This is a genomic window from Kaustia mangrovi, from assembly GCF_015482775.1.
In the GTDB taxonomy this organism is placed as follows: domain Bacteria; phylum Pseudomonadota; class Alphaproteobacteria; order Rhizobiales; family Im1; genus Kaustia; species Kaustia mangrovi.
Genome location: NZ_CP058214.1, coordinates 2,415,380 through 2,440,966 on the forward strand (window position 1 = coordinate 2,415,380; position 25,587 = coordinate 2,440,966).

At 67.9% G+C, this 25,587-nt stretch carries 21 protein-coding genes; 10 read left to right on the forward strand and 11 right to left on the reverse strand.

Annotation, left to right across the window (positions count from 1 at the left end):
* Positions 1-92 precede the first annotated feature (92 nt).
* The gene (locus HW532_RS11195; RefSeq protein WP_213160561.1) at positions 93-1,349 is read right to left on the reverse strand and encodes a sarcosine oxidase subunit beta family protein; all 1,257 of its coding nucleotides are present in this window, start codon (positions 1,347-1,349) and stop codon (positions 93-95) included.
* A gap of 139 nt (positions 1,350-1,488) precedes the next feature.
* Here HW532_RS11195 and HW532_RS11200 point away from each other — a divergent pair, with 139 nt between their 5' ends.
* The gene (locus tag HW532_RS11200; protein WP_213160562.1) at positions 1,489-2,370 is read left to right on the forward strand and encodes a MurR/RpiR family transcriptional regulator; all 882 of its coding nucleotides are present in this window, start codon (positions 1,489-1,491) and stop codon (positions 2,368-2,370) included.
* Between the two features lie 88 nt (positions 2,371-2,458).
* Positions 2,459-2,893, forward strand: coding sequence for a Dabb family protein (locus HW532_RS11205; RefSeq protein WP_246478713.1), 435 nt, complete (start codon positions 2,459-2,461; stop codon positions 2,891-2,893).
* A gap of 4 nt (positions 2,894-2,897) precedes the next feature.
* On the opposite strand, the gene HW532_RS11210 is transcribed toward HW532_RS11205, so the two are convergent.
* On the reverse strand, positions 2,898-3,509 hold the full coding sequence (locus tag HW532_RS11210) for a queuosine precursor transporter (protein ID WP_213160563.1): 612 nt from the start codon (positions 3,507-3,509) through the stop codon (positions 2,898-2,900).
* A 19-nt stretch (positions 3,510-3,528) separates the two neighbouring features.
* On the reverse strand, positions 3,529-3,828 hold the full coding sequence (gene rpmB / locus HW532_RS11215) for a 50S ribosomal protein L28 (protein ID WP_213160564.1): 300 nt from the start codon (positions 3,826-3,828) through the stop codon (positions 3,529-3,531).
* Between the two features lie 320 nt (positions 3,829-4,148).
* Between rpmB and HW532_RS11220 the strand changes: the two genes are divergently transcribed.
* The 5 genes from HW532_RS11220 to HW532_RS11240 all read left to right on the forward strand — a co-directional run bounded on the left by HW532_RS11220 (position 4,149) and on the right by HW532_RS11240 (position 10,733).
* Complete coding sequence (locus HW532_RS11220; protein WP_213160565.1) at positions 4,149-5,018, forward strand: DUF3108 domain-containing protein; 870 nt, start codon at positions 4,149-4,151, stop codon at positions 5,016-5,018.
* A gap of 585 nt (positions 5,019-5,603) precedes the next feature.
* On the forward strand, positions 5,604-8,801 hold the full coding sequence (locus HW532_RS11225) for a helicase-related protein (protein WP_246478723.1): 3,198 nt from the start codon (positions 5,604-5,606) through the stop codon (positions 8,799-8,801).
* Positions 8,798-9,187, forward strand: coding sequence for an RNA-binding S4 domain-containing protein (locus tag HW532_RS11230; RefSeq protein WP_213160567.1), 390 nt, complete (start codon positions 8,798-8,800; stop codon positions 9,185-9,187). Before HW532_RS11225 ends, HW532_RS11230 begins: the two co-directional genes overlap by 4 nt.
* Positions 9,188-9,322: 135 nt before the next feature.
* A complete protein-coding gene (gene fdxA / locus HW532_RS11235) occupies positions 9,323-9,661 on the forward strand; it encodes a ferredoxin FdxA (RefSeq protein ID WP_213160568.1) in 339 nt (112 codons plus the stop codon).
* A gap of 496 nt (positions 9,662-10,157) precedes the next feature.
* Positions 10,158-10,733, forward strand: coding sequence for a CarD family transcriptional regulator (locus HW532_RS11240; protein WP_213160569.1), 576 nt, complete (start codon positions 10,158-10,160; stop codon positions 10,731-10,733).
* A 106-nt stretch (positions 10,734-10,839) separates the two neighbouring features.
* Here the strand turns inward: HW532_RS11240 and HW532_RS11245 are convergent, their stop codons facing one another.
* Positions 10,840-11,310, reverse strand: coding sequence for an Lrp/AsnC family transcriptional regulator (locus HW532_RS11245; RefSeq protein ID WP_213160570.1), 471 nt, complete (start codon positions 11,308-11,310; stop codon positions 10,840-10,842).
* A gap of 153 nt (positions 11,311-11,463) precedes the next feature.
* Here HW532_RS11245 and HW532_RS11250 point away from each other — a divergent pair, with 153 nt between their 5' ends.
* The gene (locus tag HW532_RS11250) at positions 11,464-12,429 is read left to right on the forward strand and encodes a nucleoside recognition domain-containing protein (protein WP_213160571.1); all 966 of its coding nucleotides are present in this window, start codon (positions 11,464-11,466) and stop codon (positions 12,427-12,429) included.
* A 132-nt stretch (positions 12,430-12,561) separates the two neighbouring features.
* Positions 12,562-14,136, forward strand: a complete 1,575-nt coding sequence (locus HW532_RS11255) for an alkaline phosphatase D family protein (protein WP_213160572.1) — start codon at positions 12,562-12,564, stop codon at positions 14,134-14,136.
* 408 nt (positions 14,137-14,544) lie between these two features.
* On the opposite strand, the gene fdhF is transcribed toward HW532_RS11255, so the two are convergent.
* A complete protein-coding gene (gene fdhF, locus HW532_RS11260; RefSeq protein WP_213160573.1) occupies positions 14,545-17,307 on the reverse strand; it encodes a formate dehydrogenase subunit alpha in 2,763 nt (920 codons plus the stop codon).
* 277 nt (positions 17,308-17,584) lie between these two features.
* Here fdhF and HW532_RS11265 point away from each other — a divergent pair, with 277 nt between their 5' ends.
* Positions 17,585-17,872, forward strand: a complete 288-nt coding sequence (locus HW532_RS11265; RefSeq protein WP_213160574.1) for a GIY-YIG nuclease family protein — start codon at positions 17,585-17,587, stop codon at positions 17,870-17,872.
* Positions 17,873-19,893: 2,021 nt separating this feature from the next.
* Here HW532_RS11265 and HW532_RS11270 read toward each other — a convergent pair.
* The 6 genes from HW532_RS11270 to HW532_RS11295 all read right to left on the reverse strand — a co-directional run bounded on the left by HW532_RS11270 (position 19,894) and on the right by HW532_RS11295 (position 25,471).
* Positions 19,894-20,673: a succinate dehydrogenase iron-sulfur subunit gene (locus tag HW532_RS11270; RefSeq protein WP_213160575.1), complete on the reverse strand. Its 780-nt coding sequence runs from the start codon at positions 20,671-20,673 to the stop codon at positions 19,894-19,896.
* A 27-nt stretch (positions 20,674-20,700) separates the two neighbouring features.
* Positions 20,701-22,560: a succinate dehydrogenase flavoprotein subunit gene (sdhA, locus tag HW532_RS11275; RefSeq protein ID WP_213160576.1), complete on the reverse strand. Its 1,860-nt coding sequence runs from the start codon at positions 22,558-22,560 to the stop codon at positions 20,701-20,703.
* A 58-nt stretch (positions 22,561-22,618) separates the two neighbouring features.
* Positions 22,619-23,011, reverse strand: a complete 393-nt coding sequence (gene sdhD / locus HW532_RS11280; RefSeq protein WP_213160577.1) for a succinate dehydrogenase, hydrophobic membrane anchor protein — start codon at positions 23,009-23,011, stop codon at positions 22,619-22,621.
* A 5-nt stretch (positions 23,012-23,016) separates the two neighbouring features.
* Positions 23,017-23,403, reverse strand: a complete 387-nt coding sequence (gene sdhC, locus HW532_RS11285; protein ID WP_213160578.1) for a succinate dehydrogenase, cytochrome b556 subunit — start codon at positions 23,401-23,403, stop codon at positions 23,017-23,019.
* Positions 23,404-23,529: 126 nt separating this feature from the next.
* On the reverse strand, positions 23,530-24,192 hold the full coding sequence (locus HW532_RS11290; protein WP_213160579.1) for a cytochrome c oxidase assembly protein: 663 nt from the start codon (positions 24,190-24,192) through the stop codon (positions 23,530-23,532).
* 304 nt (positions 24,193-24,496) lie between these two features.
* Positions 24,497-25,471 (reverse strand): LysR family transcriptional regulator, encoded by a 975-nt coding sequence (locus tag HW532_RS11295; protein ID WP_246478725.1) that lies wholly within the window; start codon positions 25,469-25,471, stop codon positions 24,497-24,499.
* Positions 25,472-25,587: the final 116 nt, after the last annotated feature.

Below are 25,587 nucleotides of genomic sequence, written 5' to 3' on the forward strand. Positions count from 1 at the left end.
TTCCTTCCGCTCATCCCGGCGAAAGCCGGGATCTCTTTCCCGAAACGCCTGGGATCCCGGCTTTCGCCGGGATGAGCGGTGAATTCTACGTCTTAATGCCAGCCGGGCGTCGGGCCGGCGCCCTTCTCGTCGATCTGCACGCCGCGGCGGAACCGGTCGAAGCGCAGCTTGCCGTTGAGCTCGTGCGGCTCGTCGCGCGCGATGGTCCAGGCGAAGCACCAGCCCGACGCCGGCGTCGCCTTGAAGCCGCCATAGCACCAGCCGCCATCGAGATAGAGCCCGGGAACGGGCGTCAGGTCGATGATCGGGCTGCCGTCCATGGTCATGTCCATGACGCCCGCCCAGTGGCGCAGGAGCCGGATGCGCGACAGGCAGGGCATGAGGGTCTTTCCGCAGGTGGCGACGTCGCGCACGATCGGCAGGTTGCCGCGCTGGGCATAGGAGTTGTAGCCGTCGAGGTCGCCGCCGAAGACCAGCCCGCCCTTGTCCGACTGGCTGATGTAGAAATGGCCCATGCCGAAGGTCACCACGTGATCGACGAGCGGCTTGATCGGCTCCGACACGAAGGCCTGCAGGAGATGGCTCTCCAGGGGCAGCTTCAGGCCCGCCTTTTCCGCCAGAACCCCCGAATGGCCGGCGACCGCGAGGCCGACCTTCTTCGCCCGGATGGCGCCGCGCGTCGTCTCCACGCCGACGATCCGGTCGCCCTCGCGCAAGAAGCCCGTGACCTCGCAGTTCTGGACGATGTCGACGCCGCGCGCGCTCGCCCCGCGCGCATAGCCCCAGGCCACCGCGTCGTGGCGCACCGTGCCCGCGCGCCACTGGCAGATCGCGCCATGGATGGGGAAGCGCGCGGTCTCGGAGAAATCCAGATAGGGCAGGTGTCGGCGCACCTCCTCGCGGTCGATGAGCTCCGCGTCGATGCCGCTCAACCGCATGATATTGGCGCGCCGCGCCGCCGCGTCCCACTGCGCGGGGCTGTGCAGGAGGTTGATCTGGCCGCGCTGGGAGACCATGGCATTGAAGTTGAAGTCGTGCGACAGGCCCTCCCAGAGCTTCAGCGAGAACTCGTAGAAGTCGGTATTGCCGTCGATCATGTAGTTGGAGCGGATGATCGTGGTGTTGCGGCCCGTATTGCCGCCGCCGAGCCAGCCCTTCTCGAGCACCGCGACATTGGTGATGCCGTGCTCCTTGGCGAGATAATAGGCGGTCGCCAGCCCGTGCCCGCCGCCGCCGACGATGACGACGTCGTATTCGGGCTTCGGCTCGGCGTCGCGCCATGCGCGCGTCCAGCCCTTGTTGCCGCCAATGGCGTTCGCGAGAACGCTGGCCAGAGAATAGCGAGCCATTGCGAGGTTTCCATCCGCTCACGGTCTGTGAACGCGATCCTAGCAAGTTCGGATCATTTGATCCATAATGTTTTTCGAAAAGTTCATTTGCGCCTCATCCGTCCGATGGCCGGGGCGCCCGGGAAAGAGGCAGCCCGCCGTGGCTCAGACCGATATCTCATCGCTGCTCGACCGGCTCGCCGCGCTCTATCCCGCGCTGCCGCCGCAGCTCGCCCAGGCGGCCCGGCATATTCTCGACGCGCCGGAGGAGGTCGCCATGCGCTCCATGCGCAGTCTGGCGGGCCATGTGGGCGTGGCGCCGACCACCATGGTGCGGCTCGCCCAGGCCCTCGGCTTCGCCAGCTACAAGGCGTTCCGCCGCGCCGTCCAGGAGGCGATGAGGCAGCCGGGCGCGGGGTTCGCCGGCCGGGCGGAATGGCTCCAGGAGCTGGCGGGCCGCGGCGACGCCGGCGAGGTCATGGGCGGCATGGCGCAGGCGGCCATCGCCAATATCGAGACGTCCTCGCGCGGGCTCGACGTCGCCACGCTCGCCGCCGCCGCCGACGCGCTTCGCGGCGCGGCCTGCGTCCATGTCGTGGGGATCGGCGGCATGCACGGGCTGGCGACCTATTTCGCCTATGTGGCACGCATGGTGCTCGGCAATGTCCGGCTTGCGGAGCCGGCCATGGGCGTGATGGTCGACGAGCTCGCCACCCTCGGCCCGGAGGATGCGCTGATGATCGCGGGCGTCGATCCCTATGGCGCGGAGACCGTGCGGTCCGCGGAGCTCGCCCGCGCGCGCGGCGCCGCCGTGATCGCGATCACCGACAGCCGCGCCTCGCCGCTTGCGCCGCTGGCGACGCATCTCCTGATCGCGCCGACGGCGAGCCCCCAGTTCTTCCCCTCTCAGGCCGCAATCGTGGTCATGATGGAGACGCTCATCGCGCTGCTCGTCTCGCGCGGCGGCAAGGAGGTGATCCGGCGGATCGAGGCGGTCGACCGCTTCCGGGCGGAACACGGGGTCTATTGGCGCAGTTCCTGAGAGAGTGTCCGGCATTGCATCTTATTATTGCATAATGCAATATTGATTGCATAGCGTGTATGCGTCGGCGAGTGGAGAGCGTCAGCCCATGTCCAGCGGTCCGGTTGTGTGGAAATCGACAATTGCGGCGGCGCTCGTCTGCGCCGGCCTGCTCTCCGGCACGGTCGACGCCGGAGCGACCCCCGCATCGCAATCGCCGGGGCCGATGATCCGGCACATCGTGCTCGTTGAGTTCAAGCCCGGCCTGCCGGAGGCGGAAATCCGCGCCACGCTCGACGGCCTCGCCGCCCTCCAGGACGTGGTCCCGGGGATCGCCGGCTTCCATTCCGGGCCCAATGTCAGCCCGGAGGGGCTGGGGCGCGGCTACAGCCATGTCTTCGTGGTCGATTTCGAGAGCCCGCAGGCGCGCGACGCCTATCTGGACAATCCGGACCACAGGGCTGCGGGCGCCCGGCTGGTCGCCAATGCGCAAGGCGGGATCGACGGGATACTGGTCTTCGACGTGGCGTTGCCGGACGACTGACGGGTCAGGCCTCGCCGACCGCCTCGCGCGCCGGGATCAGGCCGCGCAGCAGGCCGAATGGCGCGAGCAGGACGAGCGCCACGGCGAGCTTGACGCCGAGATCGCCGACCGCCCAGCCGACCCAGACCGGCGCCTCCACCGCAAGGCCGCCGACGGAGTAGACCGCCGTGCCGAGCCCGGTGCCGGCAAAGGCGAAGGCGAAGAACCAGGCCGTGTCGATGAGCGAGCCGAGCGCGGAGGATGCCAGCGGCGCGCGCCACCAGGCCTCGCGCCTCAACCGGTCGAAGATGAAGACGTCGAGGAGCTGGGCAATGAGGAAGGCGGAAGCCGACGCGGCGGCGATGCGCGGCGTGGCGAGGATGCCCGAGGCGACGATCGCCAGCGCGAAGCCCGCATAGACGACGTTTCGCGCCCGGCCCGGGCCGAAACGGCGATTGGTGAGATCGGTGACGAAGAACGCCGCCGGATAGGTGAACGCGCCCCAGGTGAACCAGTGTTCCAGCCCGAACGGCGTGAACGGAAACTGCACGAGCACATTCGAGGCGACGACGATGAGCGCCATCGCCGCGACGGGCAATGCGAGCGAAAGAACCGTCCCGGCCGATCTCTCCGGCATGGAATGCCCCTTCGGGGGATCAGGACGCGGCGGCCTCGCCGGTCGCCGCCTTCTCGACCTGCCGCTTCAGGCGACGCGCCCGCAGGGAGAGCTCCTGCTCGGCGGCCTTGGCGAGGAACGCGTCCAGCCCGCCGCGATGCTCCACGTCCTTCAGCGCCTTCGCGCTCACGCGGAAGCGGTAGGAACGGCCGAGCGCGTCGCTCATCAGGTGCACATTGCACAGATTGGGCAGGAACCGGCGGCGCGTCTTGTTGTTCGCGTGGCTGACATTGTTTCCTGTCAGCACCGCCTTTCCGGTCAATTCGCAACGACGGGCCATGACAATGCTCCGGTCTCTTCGTATGATCTGTTTCGGTGTCGGTTAAAGCCTCTCGCGCCACGGCGCAGGGCTTCGCGGGCGCATAGACGCCCGCTCGAAGTTGCGTTGCTATAGGCCGCATGGCCGTTTCCGTCAAGTCGCGAGAGCGGACAGCGTGCCGGACGACCCCGTGGCGGGAACGGTTGCCTGTGCCGAAGTCCGGCCCCATTGCGTTGCTAGGCATGAATGACGAATGGGGACCGGATGGTGTCTGTACTATAGTGTAGCGGCGCGCGGGCCGGTCCGGCCGGCTCGTGGCGCTCCATGAGGAAGTCATCCCAATGGCCGTTTCATCCCCCGGTTCCGTCTCCACCCTGCGCGGTTGCGCGCGCGGCCTCGCCGCCGCCGCCGTCCTGAGCGCCGGCCTTGGCGGCGAGGCGCTGGCCGCCCCGACGGAGCCGCTTTCGCTGAGCTTCGAGCTGTTCGCCAAGGGCGTGCGGGTCTATGCCATCGATTTCGATGCGGATCTCGGGCCGTCCGGCTACAAGGCGGACGTCAAGGCGCGCACGGTCGGCATCGCGAGCTGGTTCATAGACGAGAGCTACACGCTGCGCGCCTCCGGCCGCTTCGCCGGAGAGCAAGCGCGCCCGGCGCATTATTACGACCGCAAGGACGAGGACGGGGAGTCCAAGACGGCGGAGGTGAGCTGGGCCAGCGGCAAGGTGTCCGCCAAGCGCTCCTACAAGCTCGACTCCGACCGCGCCGCCGCGGTGCAGAAGGTGCTGACGCCAACCATTCCCGACCCTCTCTCTGCCATCCTCACCCGCGCCATCGACATGGCCGACCAGCCCTGCAAGGGCGCCCAGCGCATCTATGACGGCAAGCAGATCTACGAGTTCGTCTTCTCCTTCGTGAAGCGCGACGACTTCGGCGAGCGGGATGCCGGCGTCTATCGCGGGCCGTCCTACCAGTGCAAGGTCGAGTACAAGCCGGTCGCCGGCCAGTCGGAACGCAAGCTGAAGAGGCTCGCCAAGAAACGCCAGATCTATCGCGTGTGGTTCGCGCCGGTCGCCTCCAAGGCGCTCGGGCGCGACATCCTGCTGCCGATCGCGGCGACCGGAGAGGTCAAGGGTCACGACGTGGTGATCTATACGCGCGCGGCGACCATCGCCGGCCGGCCGCTCAACCAGAAATCGCTCGCCAGCCGTTGATCCGGAATGATCCGTTTTGGCACAATCGGGTTAACGTCGCCGCACGGCCCGCTGACCCATATCGATCTCCTGCGCATGAGCGCATCGCAGATGTAGCGTTTCACGTCATGGAAGCTACCAATATTAGCCGGGAACGGATCGTGAAAGAGTGCCGATCAGTGATTCGGCCACGCTCTGTTCACGTTAGTGTCCCAGTGTTAACGAGGCCGGCATGATCTGTCCGTCCGGCGGTAAGGTTTCGCTAACCGGTCACCGCCATGCGTTAACCTTTTGCGGGACCGATCCGGCCGGATCGCCGTGGCCGGAAAAGGGGGCGAGGCTGTGGATAACCTGTTGAAAACCGCGGTTTTCCGCGAGATGATGCCTGCGAACAAACATGGAATCGCGACGGAGTCAGCGATTCGGTCAGCATTTGTTCTCACGATGTTCCAATGGTAAACAGGACGTCGGAAGACAGACATCGATGCCCTCTCCTGCCACCCGCGACGGACGCCCCACGCATCGGCTATAGGCTTTCGCAAGACGCCACCTCCCGCCGCTCACGGCATTGACGGCCCTCCCCCAAGCATGCGGATGATCGGATCCATGAACAACGTTACCGCCGTTCTCGGCCCCACCAATACCGGCAAGACCCATCTGGCCGTGGAACGCATGCTTGGCCACGAGACAGGCATGATCGGACTGCCGCTCAGGCTGCTCGCCCGCGAGGTCTACGACCGGATCGAGGGGCGCGTCGCCGCCGGCCAGGTGGCGCTGGTGACGGGCGAGGAGAAGATCGTGCCGCCGGAGCCGCGCTACTGGGTGTGCACGGTCGAGGCGATGCCGCCCGACATCGAGGTCGATTTCCTGGCCATCGACGAGATCCAGCTCGCCGCCGATCCCGACCGGGGGCACATCTTCACCGACCGCATGCTGCACCGGCGCGGCACGCACGAGACGATGCTGCTCGGCGCGGCGACCATGCGCCCGCTGATCCAGAAGCTCCTGCCCGGCACCAATTTCGTGACCAGGCCGCGATTCTCCAGGCTCACCTATTCCGGCCAGAAGAAGATCACGCGCCTGCCGCCGCGCACCGCCGTCGTCTGCTTCTCCGCGGAGACCGTCTATGCGATCGCGGAGCTGATCCGCCGCCAGCGCGGCGGCGCCGCCGTCGTGCTCGGCGCGCTCAGCCCGCGCACGCGCAACGCCCAGGTCGCGCTCTATCAGAACGGCGATGTCGACTTCATGGTCGCCACCGACGCCATCGGCATGGGGCTCAACATGGATGTCGACCATGTGGCCTTCGCCCAGGCGCGCAAGTTCGACGGCTTCGCCTTCCGCGACCTCACCCCCGCCGAGCTCGCCCAGATCGCGGGCCGCGCGGGCCGGCACATGAATGACGGCACCTTCGGGGTGACCGGCGAGGTCAAGCCGTTCGACAACGAGATCGTCGACCGGATCGAATCCCACGAGTTCGAGCCGCTGCGCATCCTGCAATGGCGCAACCGCACCCTCGATTTCGGCTCGCTCGACGGGCTCATCCGCAGCCTCGCCGCCGCGCCCGACACGCCGGGGCTCGTGCGGGCGCGCGCCAATGCGGATGTGGAGGCGCTGGAGTTCCTCGCGCGCGAGGACGAGATCCGCGACATGGCCGCCAGCCCGGCCGCGCTGCGCACCCTGTGGGATGTCTGCCAGCTTCCCGACTACCGCAACATCACCGGCGCCGAGCATGCCAATCTCGTCGGCCGGCTCTACCGCTTCCTGATGACCGACCGCGGCGTCATTCCCGACGAGTGGTTCGCCCGCCAGCTCGCCCAGAACGAGCGCACCGACGGCGATATCGACACGCTCGCCAACCGCATCGCGCATGTGCGCACCTGGACCTTCATCGCCAACCGGTCCGACTGGCTCGACGATCCGGCCGGCTGGCAGGACAAGACCCGCGCCATAGAGGACAAGCTGTCCGACGCCCTCCACGAACGCCTTGCCCAGCGCTTCGTCGACCGGCGTACGAGCGTGCTGATGAAACGGATGAGAGAGAAGGAAGACCTGATGACTTCGGTGAAGTCCGAAGGGGACATTCATGTGGAGGGCGTGTTCGTGGGCCATCTCAAGGGCTTCCGCTTCATGCCGGAAACCTCCTCGGAGGCCGCCCAGCAGCGCGCGCTGAGGGCGGCGTCGATGAAGGCGGTCGCCGCGGAGATCTCCGAGCGCGCGCGCGGGCTCGCCGCCGAGCCGGACGGCGCATTCTCGCTCGCCCGCAACGGCGTCGTCGTCTGGCGCGAGGCGGAGGTCGCGCGGCTCGTGGCGGGCGATCACATCCTGCGCCCCCGCGTCCAGCTCATCGCGGACGAGCAGCTCACCGGCCCGGAGCGCGAGGCCGTCCAGACCCGTCTCGACGAATATCTGCACCGCCACGTCGCCAACACGCTCGGCCCCCTCGTGCAGCTCGACCGGGCGGAGGATCTCGAGGGGCTCGCCCGCGGCGTCGCCTTCCGGCTCGTGGAGCGCCTCGGCATCGTGCCGCGCGAGGCCGTGCGCAACGACGTCCAGAGCCTCGACCAGACCGCGCGGGCCGCACTCAGGCGCCACGGCGTGCGTTTCGGTGCCTTCCACATCTTCGTGCCGGCCCTGCTCAAGCCGGCGGCCACCGCGCTCAAGGAGGTGCTGTGGGGCCTGAAGGAGGAGGAGGCCGGACGGCTGAAGCTCGACGACCTTCCCGCGCCGCCGGGCCAGGGGTTGACCTCCGCGCCCTTCGACCAGGCGGTGCCGGAGGACTTCTACCGCGTGATCGGTTTCATGCCCTGCGGCCAGCGCATCGTGCGCATCGACATGCTGGAGCGTCTTGCCGACCTCATCCGCCCGCGCGTCTTCTGGCGGCCCGAGCGCGACGGCGAGGAACGCCCGGAGGGCTCCGTCGACGGCGGCGGCTTCACGGTCATTCCCGACATGATGTCGCTGGTCGGCTGTTCGGGCGAGGAGTTCGCCGGCATCCTGCAGGCCCTGGGCTTCCGCCGCGAACGCCGGACCGTGCCGGCGGTGCCCGCCAAGGCCGCGCCGAGCGAAACCGCATCGGCCGACGCCACATCCACACAGGCCGCACCGGCCGAAAGCCCGGCCGGCGATGCACCCGCGGCGGACGCATCGACAGCGGACGCTCCGGCAGCGGACGCACCGGCGGCGAAAGCCCCCGCCGGAGACGCGCCATCGGCCGAGCCGGAGGCCAAGCCGGCCACGGACGCTTCGGAAACGGACGCGCCGGCAGAGGGTGTAGCAGAGGCTGCCGCAGAGACCCCGGCGCCGGAGACCGGCGAGGCGGCACCCGCGTCGGAGGCCGCGCCGGCTCCGTCGACGCCTGAAGTCCCCGCGCCCCAGATCACCGCACCGGAGACCGCCGGCGCATCGCAGGATGGCGGGGAGACCGCGGCAGACGCGCCGGAGGAGACCATCGAGGTCTGGTGGCCAAAGGATGCCGGGCCCTTCCGCAAGCGCGGTCAGGGCCAGCGCGGCCGTGGCGAGCGCCGTGCGGGACAGGGCCAGAAGGCCCGGAACAAGGGCCAGGGCAGGCCGCCCCGCAAGGCGCAGGGCAAGGGCGCCGGCAAGGGACCCGACAAGGGGCCCGCCAAGGGCGCCGACAAGCATGGCGATCCCAGGCGCCGCAGCCGGGACGACCGCCAGCGCCCGCCGCGCCAGAAGCCCGGACGCAAGCCGGAGAAGAAGGCCGATCCGGATTCGCCCTTCGCCGTCCTCGGCGCGCTGAAGGCCGAGCTCGACGCCCGCAAGAAGGAAGAGAGCGATGCATGACGCTTGACCGCCAGCGCATCGACAAGTGGCTGTTCTATGCGCGTTTCCTGAAGACGCGGAGCGCGGCGGCCAGGCTGGTGGACTCCGGCAAGCTGAAGGTCAACCGGCAGCGCGTCTCCAAGCCGAGCCATACGGTGTCGCCGGGCGACGTGCTGACCTTCGCGCTTCACCGGCAGGTGCGGGTGGTCCGGGTCGTGGCTCCCGGCACCAGGCGCGGACCGGCGCCTGAGGCCCGCACGCTTTACGAGGACCTCTCCCCCGAGCCGGAGACCGCGGGCAGCGCCGCCCCGGCGCCTGCCGCGGCGCGGCCCGCCGGCGCCGGGCGCCCGACGAAGCGGGACCGGCGTCAGCTTGACACCTTGCGCAATGACGGGGGCGACACCTAGATCAGGATGGAACCGGCTGTCCGCCAGCCTGGCGCGGAAAGGATGGTGCAATCCCCCGCGCCTGTGATATAGCGGCGCCCATTGCGGGCGGCATGCGGGCCGTCCGTCCGTGTTCGAGACTGTCCGGAGCTGAAGATGACCTACGTCGTCACCGACAATTGCATCAAGTGCAAGTACATGGATTGCGTGGAAGTTTGCCCCGTGGACTGCTTCTACGAGGGCGAGAACATGCTGGTGATCCATCCGGACGAATGTATCGATTGCGGCGTGTGCGAACCGGAATGCCCGGCCGAGGCGATCAAGCCCGATACCGAGCCCGATCTGGAAAGCTGGCTCGGCCTGAACGCGGAATATGCCGACAAGTGGCCGAACATCACCGCCAAGAAGGACCCTCCGGCCGATGCCGACGAGCATCTCAACGAGCAGGGCAAGATGGAGAAGTATTTCTCGCCGGAGCCGGGCGAGGGCGATTGACGCCCACCTGCATGCGCCGGCGATATTGCGGCGCAATGACGCGGTATCCGGACCTGAAAATAGTGGCAAGAGTCCAGCGAATCGGCGGCAGAATACCGTGCCGCATCTCCATGACGGGCGAATGACCGTCAACCATATATGGCACCTTGCCGGGGGCAGCCCTTCAAATTGCAGGGGCTCTGTGCTATATATGCACTGGTAATAACGTGACCAACCCAGGAAGCCGTGCTCGAGCTGGTAGCATGGCGCGTGCTTTTTTCGCCGATATTCTTTTCACCGCCAGGTGGCGGGCGAGACGGGCCGGAGGCCCCTGTCTCGAGCGGGGAGAATGGTCTTCGGCGATACTCCCGGACACCGCCATCAGCGGCGTCTCGAAGCGACGTGGCGACGACACGGAAAAGGGGGCCTTCCCGGGCCACCGGGTCGCCTTTCTGCGCTTCCGGGAGAAGCCTGGGCCGATCGCGCTCTTGGAACAGGCGGCGAGGTGTGGAGAGTAATGGCAGCCCAGAACCAGAAGAAGACGGATCGGAAGCTCAAGTTCAAGGCGAGTGAGTATATCGTTTATCCCGCCCACGGCGTCGGCAAGATCGTCGATATCGAGGAGCAGGAGATCGCCGGTGCGAAGCTTGAGCTCTATGTGATCGATTTCGACAAGGAAAAGATGCGTCTGCGCGTGCCCACGGGCAAGTGCGAGACGGTGGGTATGCGCAAGCTCGCCGACAAGGACACGGTGGATCAGGCCCTGAAGACCCTCAAGGGGCGCGCGCGTGTGCGCCGCACCATGTGGAGCCGCCGTGCCCAGGAATACGAGGCGAAGATCAATTCCGGCGACCTGATTTCGGTGGCCGAGGTCGTGCGCGATCTCTATCGCTCCGACCGCCAGCCGGAGCAGTCCTACAGCGAGCGCCAGCTCTACGAAGCCGCGCTCGACCGCATGGCGCGCGAGATCGCGGCCGTGCGCAAGGCCGACGAGCCGGACGCCATCTCCGAGATCGAGGAGGTGCTGGAAAAGAGCGCCCAGCGCCAGAGCAAGGACGCCGAGGCCGAGCCGGAGGCGGAGAAGGCGGCCTGACGGCAGCCCCGCTCTTGCGATCCCGACACCGGAGCCCGGCCGCATGCCATGCGGCCGGGCTCTGTCTTGTTCGCGCCCCGTTCCTCCGCGCGCCGGGCCGGCCCCGTCACGCGCCGGGCGCCGCATCGACGGGAATGGCCGTCTCCTCCTTGGCGGTTTCCATTACGAACATGGTGCGGAAACGGGCGACATTCGCATCGTCGCGGAACAGGCGCTCGCACACGCCCTGGAACTCCGTCATGTCGACGAGGCGCAGCATCAAGACGACATCGACATCGCCGGTCACCGCATAGGCGTGAGCGACCGACGGCTCGAGGCAGGCACCGCGCAGGAAGGCGCGCATGCGCTGCTCGCCATGGCGGTCGAGCTCGACCTCCACAATGGCCGTGAGGCCCCGGCCGAGCGCCGCCGGGTCGGCAAGGGCCACGGTCCTGCGCACCACGCCCGCCGCCTTCAGCCGCTGGATGCGCCTGAGGCAGCTCGACGGCGACAGGCCGACCTCCTCGGCGAGCGCCGCATTCGTCCGCGAGGCATCCGCCTGCAAGGCGGCCACCAGTTTCCGGTCGAGACGATCCATGGATCCGGCTCCTCCTTTGCGCTCCTGCAATATTATTGCAGTTCGGCGCAAATTTTGACCGCAAATTCGAGCCGGACTGCGCTAGGAGAGTCCCCGTAACACCTATGGGGGCATCGCCTGTGGCCTGCCTCCGCCTGTCACGGGACAAGCATCATGACGCTCCTGCGCGCAGTGCGGGCTCTGTTCGTCGACTCCGCCAGCCTCTACTGGATGCTGCTCAAGATCGTCCTGCCGGTGATGGTGGCGACGCGCATCGCCGTCGAGCTCGGGCTGATCGACCTGCTCGCGCCCGCCTTCGCACCCGTCATGACGCTGCTCGGCCTGCCGCCGGAACTCGGCTTCGCGCTGGTCACCGCCATGCTGGTGGGGGTGTGGGGCGGCGCGGCGGCGGTCTTCGCCCTCGTGCCGCCGGACGCGATGACGGCGGCGCAGGTCACCGTCTTCTCCGCCCTCATCATGTTCGCCCACGCACTGCCCATCGAGCAGCGCATCGTCCAGAAGGCCGGGCCGGGGCTCGTGGCGATGACGGCGCTCAGGCTCGTCGCCGCCTTCGTCTATGGCTATCTCCTGCACCGGATCTGCCGCGCGACGGGCTGGCTCGACGAGCCGGTCTCCGCGCTCTGGGTGCCGGCGAGCCCCGATCCGGGCTGGATCGCCTTCGCATGGACCACGGCGGAATCGCTCCTGTGGATGTTCGCCGTGCTGCTCGCCATCGTCGCCATCATGAAGCTCCTGGAGGCGGCCGGCCTCATGCCGCGGCTCACCGCGCTCCTCAGCCCCGTGCTGCGCATCGCCGGCGTGTCGCGCGCGGCGACGCCGCTGACCATTGTCGGCCTCACGCTCGGGCTGGCCTATGGCGGCGGGCTGATCATCCGGGAAGCCCGTTCCGGCAGGCTCGACGCGCGCGACGTGTTCCTCGCCTCCTGCTTCATGGCGCTCGCCCACGGGCTGATCGAGGACACGCTGGTCGTCATGGCGCTCGGCGCCGACGTGACCGGCGTGCTCATCGGGCGCATCGTCTTCTCGCTCGCCGTGGTCGCGGCGATCGCCCGGCTCGTCCCGCCCGTCCCCGGACCCACTTTCTTCCGCCTGCTCTACAACGGCGCCACGCGGCAGTAGCGGGGCGGCGCCGCAAGCGATCCGACACCCCCACCAGCCCCATCATCGAACTGTCATCGAACGGTCAGCCAACCGTCAACGAGCCGTGACAGGGTCCCGACACCCTCGATTCATTCCAATCTGGAGGCCTTCATGTCACGGACCACCGCCCGGAGCACGCTCACGCGCCGGACCCTTCTGAAATCCGCCACGGCAGCCGGTGCGCTGAGCGTCGGCGGCGTCTTCATGCCCCATCTGAGCCGCGCCGCCGGCCGGCCGGTTGCCACGCATGGCGTGCAGTCGGGCGACATAACCGCCGACCGCGCCATCGTCTGGGCGCGCGCCGACCGCCCGTCGCGCATGATGGTGGAGGTCGCCACGACCGACAGCTTCAAGAACCCGATGGTCTTCACCGGCCCGGACGCCATCGAGGCCTCCGACTACACCGCGAAGCTCGACCTGACCGACCTGCCGGCGGATCAGGACATCTTCTACCGGGTGAAGTTCCTCGACCTCGCCGACATGCAGACCTCCAGCGAGCCGGTCACGGGCCACCTGCGCACCGCCCCCATGGCCAAGCGCGACATCACCTTCGTGTGGTCGGGCGACACCGCCGGCCAGGGCTGGGGCATCGACCGCGACCGCGGCGGCATGAAGACCTACGCCACCATGCTTCAGGCCCGCCCCGACTTCTTCATCCATTCCGGCGACACGATCTATGCCGACGGCAAGATCGAGCCGGAGGTCGAGCTTGCCGACGGCACGATCTGGAAGAACGTCACCACCGAGGAGAAGTCCAAGGTGGCCGAGACGCTCAAGGAATTCCGCGGCCAGTGGAAGTACAATCTCCTCGACGACAATGTCCGCGCCTTCAATGCGCAGGTGCCGATGCTCGTCCAGTGGGACGACCATGAGGTGACCAACAACTGGTATCCCGGCGAGCAGCTCATCTCCGACGACCGCTACACGGAGAAGTCCTCCTCGCTCCTGTCGGCCCGCTCCGCCCGCGCCTTCTTCGAGATGAACCCGATCCGGGCCAACGCCATCGAGCCGGCCCGCGTCTACCGCAAGGTCGCCTACGGGCCCTCGCTCGACATCTTCTTCCTCGACATGCGCACCTATCGCGGCCCCAACAGCGCCAACGACCAGAGCGAGGCGGGCGGCCCGGCCGCCTTCCTCGGCCGCGCCCAGCTCGACTGGCTGAAGCGCGAACTCCTGGCGTCGAAGGCGACCTGGAAGGTCATCGCCGCCGACATGCCCATCGGCATGATCGTGCGCGACGGCGACAATTTCGAGAACGGCGCCAATGGCGACGGGCCGGTGAAGGGCCGCGAGCACGACATCGCGGAGATCCTGCGCTTCATCAAGAACGCCAAGGTGCTCAACACGGTGTGGCTGACCGCCGACGTGCACTATACCGCGGCGCACTACTACGACCCGAACAAGGCTCAGTTCCAGGATTTCGAGCCGTTCTGGGAGTTCGTCTCCGGCCCGCTCCATGCCGGCACCTTCGGACCGAACGACATGGACAACACCTTCGGGCCGCAGGTGAAGTTCACCAAGCACCCCTCCAAGGAGCAGGGCGCGAACCTGCCGCCGTCCATGGGCCTCCAGTTCTTCGGCCAGGTGAAGATCGACGGCGACACCGAGGAGATGACGGTGACGCTGAAGGACCGCGACAACGCCGACCTCTACGAGGTGACGCTGGAGCCCAAGCGCGCCGGCTGAGGGCGACACGCCTTTCCTTCGTCATTGGCGGGCTTGACCCGGCAATCCATAGGGCGTTTGCGCCAACCGGCCACGCCCGCATGGATGCCCGGGTCAAGCCCGGGCATGACGAGAGGAGGAAAGGCTCGCCCCTCGCCTTAACCTTCAGCCCCACTCTTCCCGTCGATCCTCGCGGTGTCACCAAGTGAGCGGAAATCAGCGGCCGCGCTCCCAAGGACTCTCCTTCCTCCGCACCTCCTGAAAGAACTGCCCGGCATCCGAGCGCATCACAAGCACTCCTGCAGGCGAGACTGGCATTGTAGGGGCCATATACCCGTCATTCCCGCGAAAGCGGGAATCCAAGCGACGTCCAAGATGGATTCCCGCTTTCGCGGGAATGACGAATGAGAAACAGGATCGCGCCCGGGCCTACTCCGCCGCGGCGTGGGTCGCGGCGGGCTCGACCCTCACAGCGCAGAACTTGAATTCCGGGATCTTGCCGAACGGGTCGAGCTTCGGGTTGGTGAGGAGGTTCGCCGCCGCCTCCACATAGGCGAAGGGCACGAAGACCACACCCTCCGGCACCGCGCCGTCGGCGCGCGCCTCCAGCTCGATCTCGCCGCGCCGCGTCGTGAGGCGCACCGTGTCGCCCGGCACGATGCCGAAGCGGCGGATGTCGCGCGGGTTCAGACCCGCCGTCGGCCCGGGCTCGAGCGCGTCGAGGCTGGTCGCCCGCCGGGTCATGGCGCCGGTGTGCCAGTGCTCGAGCTGGCGGCCCGTGGTCAGGATGAAGGGATAGTCCTCGTCGGGCTGCTCGTCCGGCGGCACGATCTCCGCCGGCACGAACTTGCCGAGGCCGGTCTCGTTGGGGAAGCGGTCGCCGAAGACGATCGCCTCGCCGGGCCGGTCCGGCGCCGTGCAGGGATAGGTGACCGCGTTCTCGCGGGCGAGCCGCTCCCAGGTGATGTTGTCGAGCGAGGGCATAGCCTTCGCCATCTCCGCGAAGACATCCGCCGGGCCCGAATAGTCCCAGCCGAGCCCCAGGCGCCGCGCCATCTCCTGGACGATCCACCAGTCGGCGCGCGCCTCGCCCGGCAGGGGAAGCGCCTTGCGGCCCATCTGGACCTGCCGGTTGGTGTTGGTGACCGTGCCCTCCTTCTCCGGCCAGGCCGACGCCGGCAGGACGACATCGGCGAACATCGCCGTCTCGGTGAGGAAGATGTCCTGCACCACCAGATGGTCGAGCCTGGCGAGCGCGGCGCGGGCATGGGAGGCGTCCGGGTCCGACATGGCCGGGTTCTCGCCCATGATGTACATGCCGCGGATCACGCCGTCATGGATCGCATCGACGATCTCCACCACGGTCAGCCCCGGCTCGGGGTCGAGCCTGTGGTCCCACAACGCCTCGAGCTTCGCGCGGTTCGCCTCCACGCCGACGGCGGCATAGTCCGGGAACACCATGGGAATGAGGCCGGCATCCGAGGCGCCCTGCACATTGTTCTGGCCCCGTAACGGGTGAAGCCCCGTGCCCTTGCGCCCGACCTGACCGCACATGAGGGCGAGCGAGATCAGGCAGCGCGCATTGTCGGTGCCGTGGACGTGCTGCGAGACGCCCATGCCCCAGAAGACGATTGCCGCATTGGCCTTGGCATAGGCGCGCGCGACCGCGCGCACCACGTCGGGTGCGATCCCCGTGACCGCCTCCATCTCCTCCGGCGCGAAGCGGGAGAGATGGGTCCGCATCCTTTCGAACCCATCCGTGTGCGCCTGGATATATTGCTCGTCGTGCAGCCCCTCCTCCACGATCACATGCATGATGGAGTTGAGGAGCGCCACGTCGCCGCCGGGCTTGAACTGCAGCATGTGGGTGGCGTGGCGCTTGAGCGCCTGGCCGCGCGGGTCCATGACGATGAGCTGGGCGCCGCGCTTGGCGGCCTGCTTGAAATAGGTCGCCGCCACGGGGTGGTTCTCGGTCGGGTTGGCGCCGATCACGATGATGACGTCGGACTCGCTTACCGCATTGAACGGCGCGGTGACCGCCCCCGACCCGATGGTCTCCATGAGCGCGGCGACGGAGGAGGCGTGGCAGAGCCTCGTGCAGTGGTCGACATTGTTGTTGTCGAAGGCGGTGCGCACGAGCTTCTGGAAGAGATAGGCCTCCTCGTTGGAGCATTTGGCCGAGCCGAAGCCGGCGAGCGCCCGGTTGCCCCGGGTCTCGCGCAGGCGCCCGAGGCCGGAGGCGGCGAGATCGAGCGCCTCCTCCCAGCTCGCCTCGCGGAAATGGGTCCACGGGTTTCCGGGATCGATATTCATGCCCTTCGGCGCGCCCTCGCGGCGGACCAGCGGCACGGTGAGACGCTCCGGCGACGAGACATAGTCGAAGCCGAACCGGCCCTTCACGCACAACCGGTTCTCGTTCGACGGCCCGCCCGCGCCCTCCACCCAGGCGATCTCGTTGTCGCGCAGCTTGTAGGTGATCTGGCAGCCGACCCCGCAATAGGGGCAGACGGACTGCACCTCCTCGTCGGCCTCGCGCGCGCCGCGGCCGGCCTCGTCGACCAGCGTCTTCGGCATCAGCGCGCCGGTCGGGCAGGCCTGCACGCATTCCCCGCAGGCCACGCATGTTGACGCCCCCATCGGGTCGTCGAAGTCGAAGACGATCTTCTCCTCCGGACCCCGCCAGGCCATGCCGATCACGTCGTTGACCTGGACCTCGCGGCAGGCGCGAACGCACAGATTGCAGTGGATGCAGGCATCCAGATTGACCGCCATGGCCGGGTGCGACACATCCGGCGCCGGCGCGCCATCCGCGGGAAAGCGGCTGGTGGTGACGTCCTGCGCCTGCGCCCAGTGCCAGAACGGGCTCGCCCGGTCATGGGCGTCCTCCCGCGCCGGCTGGTCGGCGACGAGGAGCTCCATGACCATGCGCCGCGCCGCGCTCGCCCGCTCGCTCGCGGTCCGCACCGTCATGCCCTCGGCCGGCTTGCGGATGCAGGAGGCCGCGAGCACGCGCTCGCCCTCGATCTCCACCATGCAGGCGCGGCAATTGCCGTCGGCGCGGTAGCCGGCGGCGTCCTTCCAGCACAGATGGGGGATCTCGGTGCCTTCGCGGCGCGCGACCTGCCAGATCGTCTCGTCGGAGCCGGCCTCGACAGACCGGCCGTCCAGCGTGAATGTGATCCTGTCGCTCATGGCCCTGCCGGTATTTGCGTTTCCTCCCCCCGGTTATCGCGCCTTTGCCGGGGCGGACGCAACAGGCAGGCGACCTTTCTCTGGCCAAAAGCGCCGTCGCAAACGCACCTCCCTCTCCGGGCGGGGCTATCACATGGGGCCGTTCCTCGTCCTCTGCCGGACACTGTGATGTCATCGACTCTGGGAACGACGGGGTGGCGTGTGGTCAGGGCCCGCGGCCCTTCTCAAAGTCATCCCGGGACTTGTTCCCGGGATCCATTGGCGTCACAACTTGTGGATGCACTGTTACGTGTACATCCTGGCGAGCCGCAGACGCGGGACGCTCTATATCGGCGTCACCAGCGACATCGCCCGCCGCGTCTGGGAGCACAAACAGGGCACCGGCTCGCGCTTTGCGACCAGATACGGCGCCACGCGGCTTGTCCATGTGGAGTCGCATGGCACCATCGACCGGGCGATCCAGCGCGAGAAGACAATGAAGGGCTGGCCGCGGGCGTGGAAGATCCGGCTGATCGAGAGCGGCAATCCCGAGTGGGACGATCTCTACGACCGTGTGAACGGATAGGCCATTGGGTCCCGGCAACGAGTGCCGGGACGACGGGGTGGCGTGTGGTCAGGGCCCGCGGCCCTTCCCAGAGTCATCCCGGGACTCGTTCCCGGGATCCAATGGCTGTGACACATGGACGGCGGGCGATGCTCGCGGTCGAGAGTGCCGCTTGCTCCGACACGCCCCCGCCGTCGCCGACCCCCGCGGCGAGGCCATCGGGTCCCGGCAACGAGTGCCGGGACGACGGGGTGGCGTGTGGCCAGGATCCCGCGCCCCTTCCCAGAGTCATCCCGGGACCTGTTCCCGGGATCCATTGGCGGCGATACATGGACGGCGGGCGATGCTCGCGGTCGAGAGTGCCGCCTGCTCCGACACGCTCCCACCGTCGCCGACCTCCGCGGCGAGGCCAATGGGTCCCGGCAACGAGTGCCGGGACGACGGGGTGGCCTGTGGTCAGGGCCCGCGCCCCTTCTCAGAGTCATCCCGGGACTCGTTCCCGGGATCCAATGGCTGTGACACATGGACGGCGGGCGATGCTCGCGGTCGAGAGTGCCGCTTGCTCCGACACGCTCCCGCCATCGCCGACCTCCGCGGCGAGGCCAACGGGTCCCGGCAACGAGTGCCGGGACGACGGGGTGGCGTGTGGTCAGGGCCCGCGGCCCTTCCCAGAGTCATCCCGGGACTCGTTCCCGGGATCCAATGGCTGTGACACATGGACGGCGGGCGATGCTCGCGGTCGAGAGTGCCGCCTGCTCCGACACGCTCCCACCGTCGCCGACCTCCGCGGCGAGGCCAATGGGTCCCGGCAACGAGTGCCGGGACGACGGGGTGGCCTGTGGTCAGGGCCCGAGCCCCTTCCCAGAGTCATCCCGGGACTCGTTCCCGGGATCCAATGGCTGTGACACATGGACGGCGGGCGATGCTCGCGGTCGAGAGTGCCGCTTGCTCCGACACGCTCCCGCCATCGCCGACCTCCGCGGCGAGGCCAACGGGTCCCGGCAACGAGTGCCGGGACGACGGGGTGGCGTGTGGTCAGGGCCCGCGCCCCTTCTCAGAGTCATCCCGGGACTCGTTCCCGGGATCCAATGGCTGTGACACATGGACGGCGGGCGATGCTCGCGGTCGAGAGTGCCGCCTGCTCCGACACGCTCCCACCGTCGCCGACCTCCGCGGCGAGGCCAACGGGTCCCGGCAACGAGTGCCGGGACGACGTGGTGGCCTGTGGTCAGGGCCCGAGCCCCTTCCCAGAGTCATCCCGGGACTCGTTCCCGGGATCCAATGGCTGTGACACATGGACGGCGGGCGATGCTCGCGGTCGAGAGTGCCGCCTGCTCCGACGCGCTCCCACCGTCGCCGACCTCCGCGGCGAGGCCAATGGGTCCCGGCAACGAGTGCCGGGACGACGGGGTGGCCTGTGGTCAGGGCCCGCGCCCCTTCCCAGAGTCATCCCGGGACTCGTTCCCGGGATCCAATGGCTGTGACACATGGACGGCGGGCGATGCTCGCGGTCGAGAGTGCCGCTTGCTCCGACACGCTCCCGCCATCGCCGACCTCCGCGGCGAGGCCAACGGGTCCCGGCAACGAGTGCCGGGACGACGGGGTGGCGTGTGGTCAGGGCCCGCGCCCCTTCTCAGAGTCATCCCGGGACTCGTTCCCGGGATCCAATGGCTGTGACACATGGACGGCGGGCGATGCTCGCGGTCGAGAGTGCCGCCTGCTCCGACACGCTCCCACCGTCGCCGACCTCCGCGGCGAGGCCAACGGGTCCCGGCAACGAGTGCCGGGACGACGTGGTGGCCTGTGGTCAGGGCCCGAGCCCCTTCCCAGAGTCATCCCGGGACTCGTTCCCGGGATCCAATGGCTGTGACACATGGACGGCGGGCGATGCTCGCGGTCGAGAGTGCCGCCTGCTCCGACGCGCTCCCACCGTCGCCGACCCCCGCGGCGAGGCCAACGGGTCCCGGCAACGAGTGCCGGGACGACGCCGGAGTCGAAGGCACACGCGTTAGCCCTCTCCTCGACGGAGGAAGGCCGGACCCCTAGAGCTGGCGCTCGACCATCATCTTCTTCAGCTCGGCGATGGCCTTGCCGGGATTGAGGTTCTTCGGGCACGCCTTGGTGCAGTTCAGGATGGTGTGGCAGCGATAGAGCCGGAACGGATCCTCCAGCGCGTCGAGCCGCTCGCCGGTCGCCTCGTCGCGGGAATCGATCACCCAGCGATAGGCCTGGAGCAGCACGGCGGGACCCAGATAGCGCTCGCCGTTCCACCAGTAGCTGGGGCACGAGGTCTGGCAGCAGGCGCACAGGATGCATTCATAGAGGCCGTCGAGCTTGACGCGGTCCTCGTGGCTCTGCAGCCATTCCTTCTCCGGCTCCGGGCTCGTCGTCTTGAGCCACGGCTCGATGGAGCGGTGCTGGGCGTAGAACTGGCCCATATCCGGCACCAGATCCTTCACCACCGGCAGATGGGGAAGGGGATAGATGCTCACCGCTCCCGACACCTCGTCGATGCCCTTGAGGCAAGCCAGCGTGTTGGTGCCGTCGATATTCATGGCGCAGGAGCCGCAGATGCCCTCCCGGCAGGACCGGCGGAAGGTCAGCGTGGCGTCGATCTCGTTCTTGATCTTGATGATCGCGTCGAGGATCATCGGCCCGCACTTGTCCAGATCGACATAATAGGTGTCGAGGCGCGGGTTCTCGCCGCCATCCGGATCGAAGCGATAGATCCGGAACTCCTTGAGGTTGGTCGCGCCCTGGGGCTTCGGCCAGCTCTTGCCCTTGGTGATGCGCGAATTCTTCGGCAGCGTCAGTTGAACCATGTGCTTGCTCTCTGCCCGCTTCGGTCTTCAGTAAACCCGTGCCTTGGGCTCGATATACTGCATGTCGTTGGTGAGCGTGTAGGAATGGACCGGCCGCTCGCCGAGGGTCACCGTGCGCTTGTCGGTATCGGCCCAGGCGAGCGTGTGCTTCATCCAGGCCTCGTCGTCGCGGTCGGGATAGTCCTCGCGCGCGTGGGCGCCGCGGCTTTCGGTCCGGTTCGCCGCGCTCTCCATCGTCACGACGGCCTGCGCGATGAGATTGTCGTATTCCAGCGTCTCGACCAGGTCGGAGTTCCAGATCAGCGAGCGGTCGGTCACGCGGATGTCGTCGGTGCCCTTCCAGACCTCGCCGATGAGGCCGCGCCCCTCCTCCAGGACCTCGCCGGTGCGGAACACCGCGCAGTTCGTCTGCATGGTCCTCTGCATCCTGAGCCTGAGATCGGCGGTCGGCGTGCCGCCATCGGCATAGCGGAACCGGTCGAGCCGGGCGATGGCCGCCTCGCCGGCGGAGCTCTCGAGCTCGGCATGGGGCGAGTTCGGCTCCAGCGTCTCCGCGCAGCGAAGCCCCGCCGCGCGGCCGAACACCACGAGGTCGATCAGCGAGTTGGAGCCGAGCCGGTTGGCGCCGTGCACCGACACGCAGGCCGCCTCGCCGAGCGCCATGAGGCCCGGCACCACCGTGTCCGGATTGCCGTCCTTCAGCGTCAGCACCTCGCCGTGATAATTGGTCGGGATGCCGCCCATATTGTAGTGGACCGTCGGCAGGACGGGGATCGGATCGCGGGTCACGTCGACGCCGGAGAAGATGCGCGCCGTCTCCGCGATGCCCGGCAGGCGCTCGTGGATGACGTTCGGGTCGAGATGCTCCAGATGGAGATGGATGTGGTCCTTCTCCTCGCCGACGCCGCGGCCCTCGCGGATCTCGATGGTCATGGCGCGCGAGACGACGTCGCGCGAGGCGAGGTCCTTGGCGTGCGGCGCATAGCGCTCCATGAAGCGCTCGCCCTCCGAATTGGTGAGGTAGCCGCCCTCGCCGCGCACGCCCTCCGTGATCAGGCAGCCCGCGCCGTAGATGCCGGTGGGATGGAACTGCACGAACTCCATGTCCTGCAGCGCGAGCCCGGCCCGCAAGACCATGGCGTTGCCGTCGCCGGTGCAGGTATGCGCGGAGGTGCAGGAGAAATAGGTGCGCCCGTAGCCGCCGGTCGCCAGGATCGTCTTGTGCGCACGGAAGCGGTGGAGCGTGCCGTCCTCCAGGCACAGCGCCATGACGCCCCGGCAGGCGCCGTCCTCCATGATGAGGTCGAGCGCGAAATACTCGATGAAGAACTCCGCGGAGTAGCGCAGCGACTGGCCGTAGAGCGTATGCAGCATGGCATGGCCGGTGCGGTCGGCGGCGGCGCAGGTGCGCTGGGCCGGCGGGCCCTCGCCGAACTCGGTGGTCATGCCGCCGAAGGGGCGCTGGTAGATCTTGCCCTCCTCGGTGCGGCTGAAGGGCACGCCGAAATGCTCCAGCTCGTAGACGGCCTGGGGCGCGTGGCGGCACAGATACTCGATGGCGTCCTGATCGCCGAGCCAGTCCGACCCCTTCACCGTGTCGTACATGTGCCAGCGCCAGTTATCCGGGCCCATATTGCCGAGCGAGGCGGCCACCCCGCCCTGGGCGGCCACGGTGTGCGAGCGCGTCGGGAACACCTTGGAGATGCAGGCCGTGCGCAGGCCCGCCTGCGAGCAGCCGAGCGTGGCGCGCAGGCCCGCGCCGCCGGCGCCGACCACGATCACGTCGAATGTGTGGTCGACGATATCGTAGGCGCGGCCGTTGATGCCGAAGCTGCGCTGCGCGCCGAAGCCGCCGCTACCGAGGTCCTGAGAGCCGTTCTTGGCCATGAGTGTCAACCGCTTTCGAAAATCCGGTCCGTAGGTCCGACTGCGACAGGCGCGGGGGCTACATCCCCGCGCCGCTCGTGAAGGCGATCTTGAGGATGGCGAAGATGGACGCCAGCGCGATCACGATGGTGAAGAAGGTGTTGGCGACGATCGCGAGGATCTTGGCGAGTTCGCCATGCACATAGTCCTCGATGACCACCTGCATGCCGAGGCGCATGTGATAGGTGACCGACGCGATAAGGAGGATGAAGACGATGGCGACCACCGGATTGGCGATGAAGGCCACCACCTCCGCGTGGCTCGCGCCGATCTGCGAGACCATGGCGATCACGAAGAAGATCGCGAGCGGGATATTGGCCATCGCCGTGAGCCGCTGGCCCATGAAATGGCCGGTGCCGGAGCGGGCGGCGCCGAGGCCGCGAACCCTCGAGAGCGGTGTGCGCAAGGACATGGTTCCTACCCCAGTGCGAAGCCGACGATCCAGACGATGACGGTGAGTGCGAGAGAGCCCGCAATGGTCGCACGCGCGAGCGCCTCGATGGTGGGCTTCTCGAAGCCGCGCCCGGTATCCCACAGGAGATGGCGCAGGCCGCCGAGCATGTGGTGCAGGAGCGCCCAGGTGAAGCCGAAGAGGATCACCAGCCCGAGCCACGAGCCGAGAAACCACTGCACCGCGGAGAAGGCGTCGGCACCGGTCGCGGCCGCGACCAGCCACCAGGCGAGCAGGAGCGTTCCGACATAGAGCGCGCTTCCGGTGATGCGGTGGACGATGGACATCATCATCGTCAGCATCGGCCGGTAGACCTGCAGGTGCGGTGAAAGGGGACGATCCTGGACGTTCATGAAAGCCGCTCTGACCTAGCGTGGACATCGCCGCATGCTGCCGCGCAGCATGGAGGGCACTGCCCATTGTTTAGAGTCCGGTCCGGCCCAAGTCAATCGACAGCGCCCGCAAGACGGGATCGCATATCACTGGCGGCGGATCTCGGTGGAGAAGCTGTGCTCGTCCTGCGCGGTGAGCGCCTCGTCCTGATCCTTCGATTCCCCGGCGAGGTCGCGAGCCGCGGCGATCTCGTCCTTAGACAGGTTCTTCTGCTCGAAGAAGGTGTAGGACAGCGTGATCGTGCGGATGTCCTTCGAATCGGCATCCTTGAGCATGTCCTCGTCGACATAGAAGAGCAGCGGCATGCGCGCCTCCTCGCCGGGCTCCAGCCGTTCCTCGGTGAAGCAGAAGCACTCCACCTTGAAGAAGTACGGCCCCGCCCAGGCGGGTGTCACATTGAAGGTCGCGCGGCCCACAATGGTCTGGTCGCTCAGGTTCTTCGCGTAATAGTAGGCGCGTGTCGGCTCGCCGATCCGCGTCTTCACCTCGCGCTGCTCGGGGCGGAATTCCCAGTCGAGCCCCGGTGCGATATTGGCGTCGAAGCGCACGGTGACCGGCGTGTCGGTCGCCGCCTTCTCCGACAGGGCGACGGTGCGCTGGGTGGTGCCGCCATAGCCGGTGACCTGGCAGAAGAGCTGATAGAGGGTCGGCGCGTAGGAGACCAGCCCGATCATCACAGCCAGCACCACATTGACTGCGACCAGCGTCAGCGTCTTGCCCCTGCGGGTGGGGTCGTGCCCGTCCGTCATTTCCGGCGTCTCCAGATCCCAGATCGTGCGTTCCTGCCCGTTCGCAAGCGGAGACTAACCGAAAAGCCCACCGCCGTCCGACCGACGAATTGTCGCCCCCGGCATGTCCTGTGGATCGGACTGCCGCGGTCCTCTCCCCCACGCGGCTGCCCCGATCGCCGTCATTCCCGCGAAAGCGGGAATCCATGGATCGGTACAACCCGGCAGGCGCATGTGTGGAGTCCCGCTTCCGCGGGAATGACGGAGGCAGAAACCGGCCAGGCTGGGGAGTTCATCCTGTGCCGCGACAGTTGAGGACCGCTCCCTAGCGCGCGTAGTTGCGCTGGTCGAGCGGCGTCTGCGCCATGCGCGCCGACAGGAGGTCGAGGAATTCCGTCTCCGCGCGGTTGAGGTGGGCATGGGGGTTGCTCACCACATGGATGTCGATGGCCGGCGGATCCTCATAGGGCGGCAGCCGCCAGAGCAGGCCGTCGGCGATGTCGCGGTCGACCACATGGACCGGCAGGGGCCCGATGCCGAGCCCGGCCAGGATCATGCGCCTGACCTCCTCCAGATTGGAGGAGACGCCGATCACCCGGTCCTCGATCGCGGCATTGGCGCGCAAAAGCGCCACCGGCCTCAGCGCATCGGAGAGCTGATCGGTGCGGAAGGAGACGGAGGGCTCGCCCCGCAGGTCCGCGAGCGTCAGTTCCCGCCGGCCGAAGAACCGGTGCCGCGGGCCGCAGAAGAAGCCGAAATACTCGCGGAACAGATGGGCATAATCGAGCTTGGGGTGCTTGTCGCGCACCAGGCAGACGCCGAAGGAGGCCTCCTTCTGGAGCACCCGCGCGGTGACGTCGGCGCTGGTCGCGATCTCGATCTCGTAGGTCGCATGGGGGTGGCGTTCGTGGAAATCGGCCAGCACCTCGTCGAACAGCGGGCAGACCACATGGCTCGCCATCACGATGCGGACATGGCCGGTGATCTCGTCCTTGACGTCGCGCATGAGCACCGACAGGCGCGCCACCGAGCCATAGACCTCGATGCATTCGCGATAGAGCAGCGCGCCGGCCTCGGTCACGCGGAACCGGCCCGGACCGCGGTCTATGAGGCGTTTGGACAGCTTCTCCTCCAGCCGCCTCAGCGCGTTGGAGACGGTCGGCTGCTTCAGCAGGAGCCGGTTGGCGGCCGCCGTGATCCCGCCCTCCTGCACGATCACCATGAAGGTGCGCAGAAGGTTCCAGTCGAGCTCCCAGGCAACCCGTTCCGTGCGGCGGTCGAAGGCGGGGCGCATGTCCATTCCCTGTATCTATTGCGAGCATAGAGATTATCTATTTGCGGAATGCCCCTGTCCACTGCCATCATTTCCGCCAAGGCATGTGAGGGCCAGAGGGCCGCCGGCATGGCGAGGCCGGC

What these genes read in the sequence shown, in the direction of transcription:
- HW532_RS11195 (WP_213160561.1), bottom strand. Translation starts at nt 1,349, where the DNA reads ATGGCTCGCTATTCTCTGGCCAGCGTTCTCGCGAACGCCATTGGCGGC.
- HW532_RS11205 (WP_246478713.1), top strand. Translation starts at nt 2,459, where the DNA reads ATGTCCAGCGGTCCGGTTGTGTGGAAATCGACAATTGCGGCGGCGCTC.
- HW532_RS11210 (WP_213160563.1), bottom strand. Translation starts at nt 3,509, where the DNA reads ATGCCGGAGAGATCGGCCGGGACGGTTCTTTCGCTCGCATTGCCCGTC.
- rpmB (WP_213160564.1), bottom strand. Translation starts at nt 3,828, where the DNA reads ATGGCCCGTCGTTGCGAATTGACCGGAAAGGCGGTGCTGACAGGAAAC.
- HW532_RS11220 (WP_213160565.1), top strand. Translation starts at nt 4,149, where the DNA reads ATGGCCGTTTCATCCCCCGGTTCCGTCTCCACCCTGCGCGGTTGCGCG.
- HW532_RS11225 (WP_246478723.1), top strand. Translation starts at nt 5,604, where the DNA reads ATGAACAACGTTACCGCCGTTCTCGGCCCCACCAATACCGGCAAGACC.
- HW532_RS11230 (WP_213160567.1), top strand. Translation starts at nt 8,798, where the DNA reads ATGACGCTTGACCGCCAGCGCATCGACAAGTGGCTGTTCTATGCGCGT.
- fdxA (WP_213160568.1), top strand. Translation starts at nt 9,323, where the DNA reads ATGACCTACGTCGTCACCGACAATTGCATCAAGTGCAAGTACATGGAT.
- HW532_RS11240 (WP_213160569.1), top strand. Translation starts at nt 10,158, where the DNA reads ATGGCAGCCCAGAACCAGAAGAAGACGGATCGGAAGCTCAAGTTCAAG.
- HW532_RS11245 (WP_213160570.1), bottom strand. Translation starts at nt 11,310, where the DNA reads ATGGATCGTCTCGACCGGAAACTGGTGGCCGCCTTGCAGGCGGATGCC.
- HW532_RS11250 (WP_213160571.1), top strand. Translation starts at nt 11,464, where the DNA reads ATGACGCTCCTGCGCGCAGTGCGGGCTCTGTTCGTCGACTCCGCCAGC.
- HW532_RS11255 (WP_213160572.1), top strand. Translation starts at nt 12,562, where the DNA reads ATGTCACGGACCACCGCCCGGAGCACGCTCACGCGCCGGACCCTTCTG.
- fdhF (WP_213160573.1), bottom strand. Translation starts at nt 17,307, where the DNA reads ATGAGCGACAGGATCACATTCACGCTGGACGGCCGGTCTGTCGAGGCC.
- HW532_RS11265 (WP_213160574.1), top strand. Translation starts at nt 17,585, where the DNA reads ATGCACTGTTACGTGTACATCCTGGCGAGCCGCAGACGCGGGACGCTC.
- HW532_RS11270 (WP_213160575.1), bottom strand. Translation starts at nt 20,673, where the DNA reads ATGGTTCAACTGACGCTGCCGAAGAATTCGCGCATCACCAAGGGCAAG.
- sdhA (WP_213160576.1), bottom strand. Translation starts at nt 22,560, where the DNA reads ATGGCCAAGAACGGCTCTCAGGACCTCGGTAGCGGCGGCTTCGGCGCG.
- sdhD (WP_213160577.1), bottom strand. Translation starts at nt 23,011, where the DNA reads ATGTCCTTGCGCACACCGCTCTCGAGGGTTCGCGGCCTCGGCGCCGCC.
- sdhC (WP_213160578.1), bottom strand. Translation starts at nt 23,403, where the DNA reads ATGAACGTCCAGGATCGTCCCCTTTCACCGCACCTGCAGGTCTACCGG.
- HW532_RS11290 (WP_213160579.1), bottom strand. Translation starts at nt 24,192, where the DNA reads ATGACGGACGGGCACGACCCCACCCGCAGGGGCAAGACGCTGACGCTG.
- HW532_RS11295 (WP_246478725.1), bottom strand. Translation starts at nt 25,471, where the DNA reads ATGGACATGCGCCCCGCCTTCGACCGCCGCACGGAACGGGTTGCCTGG.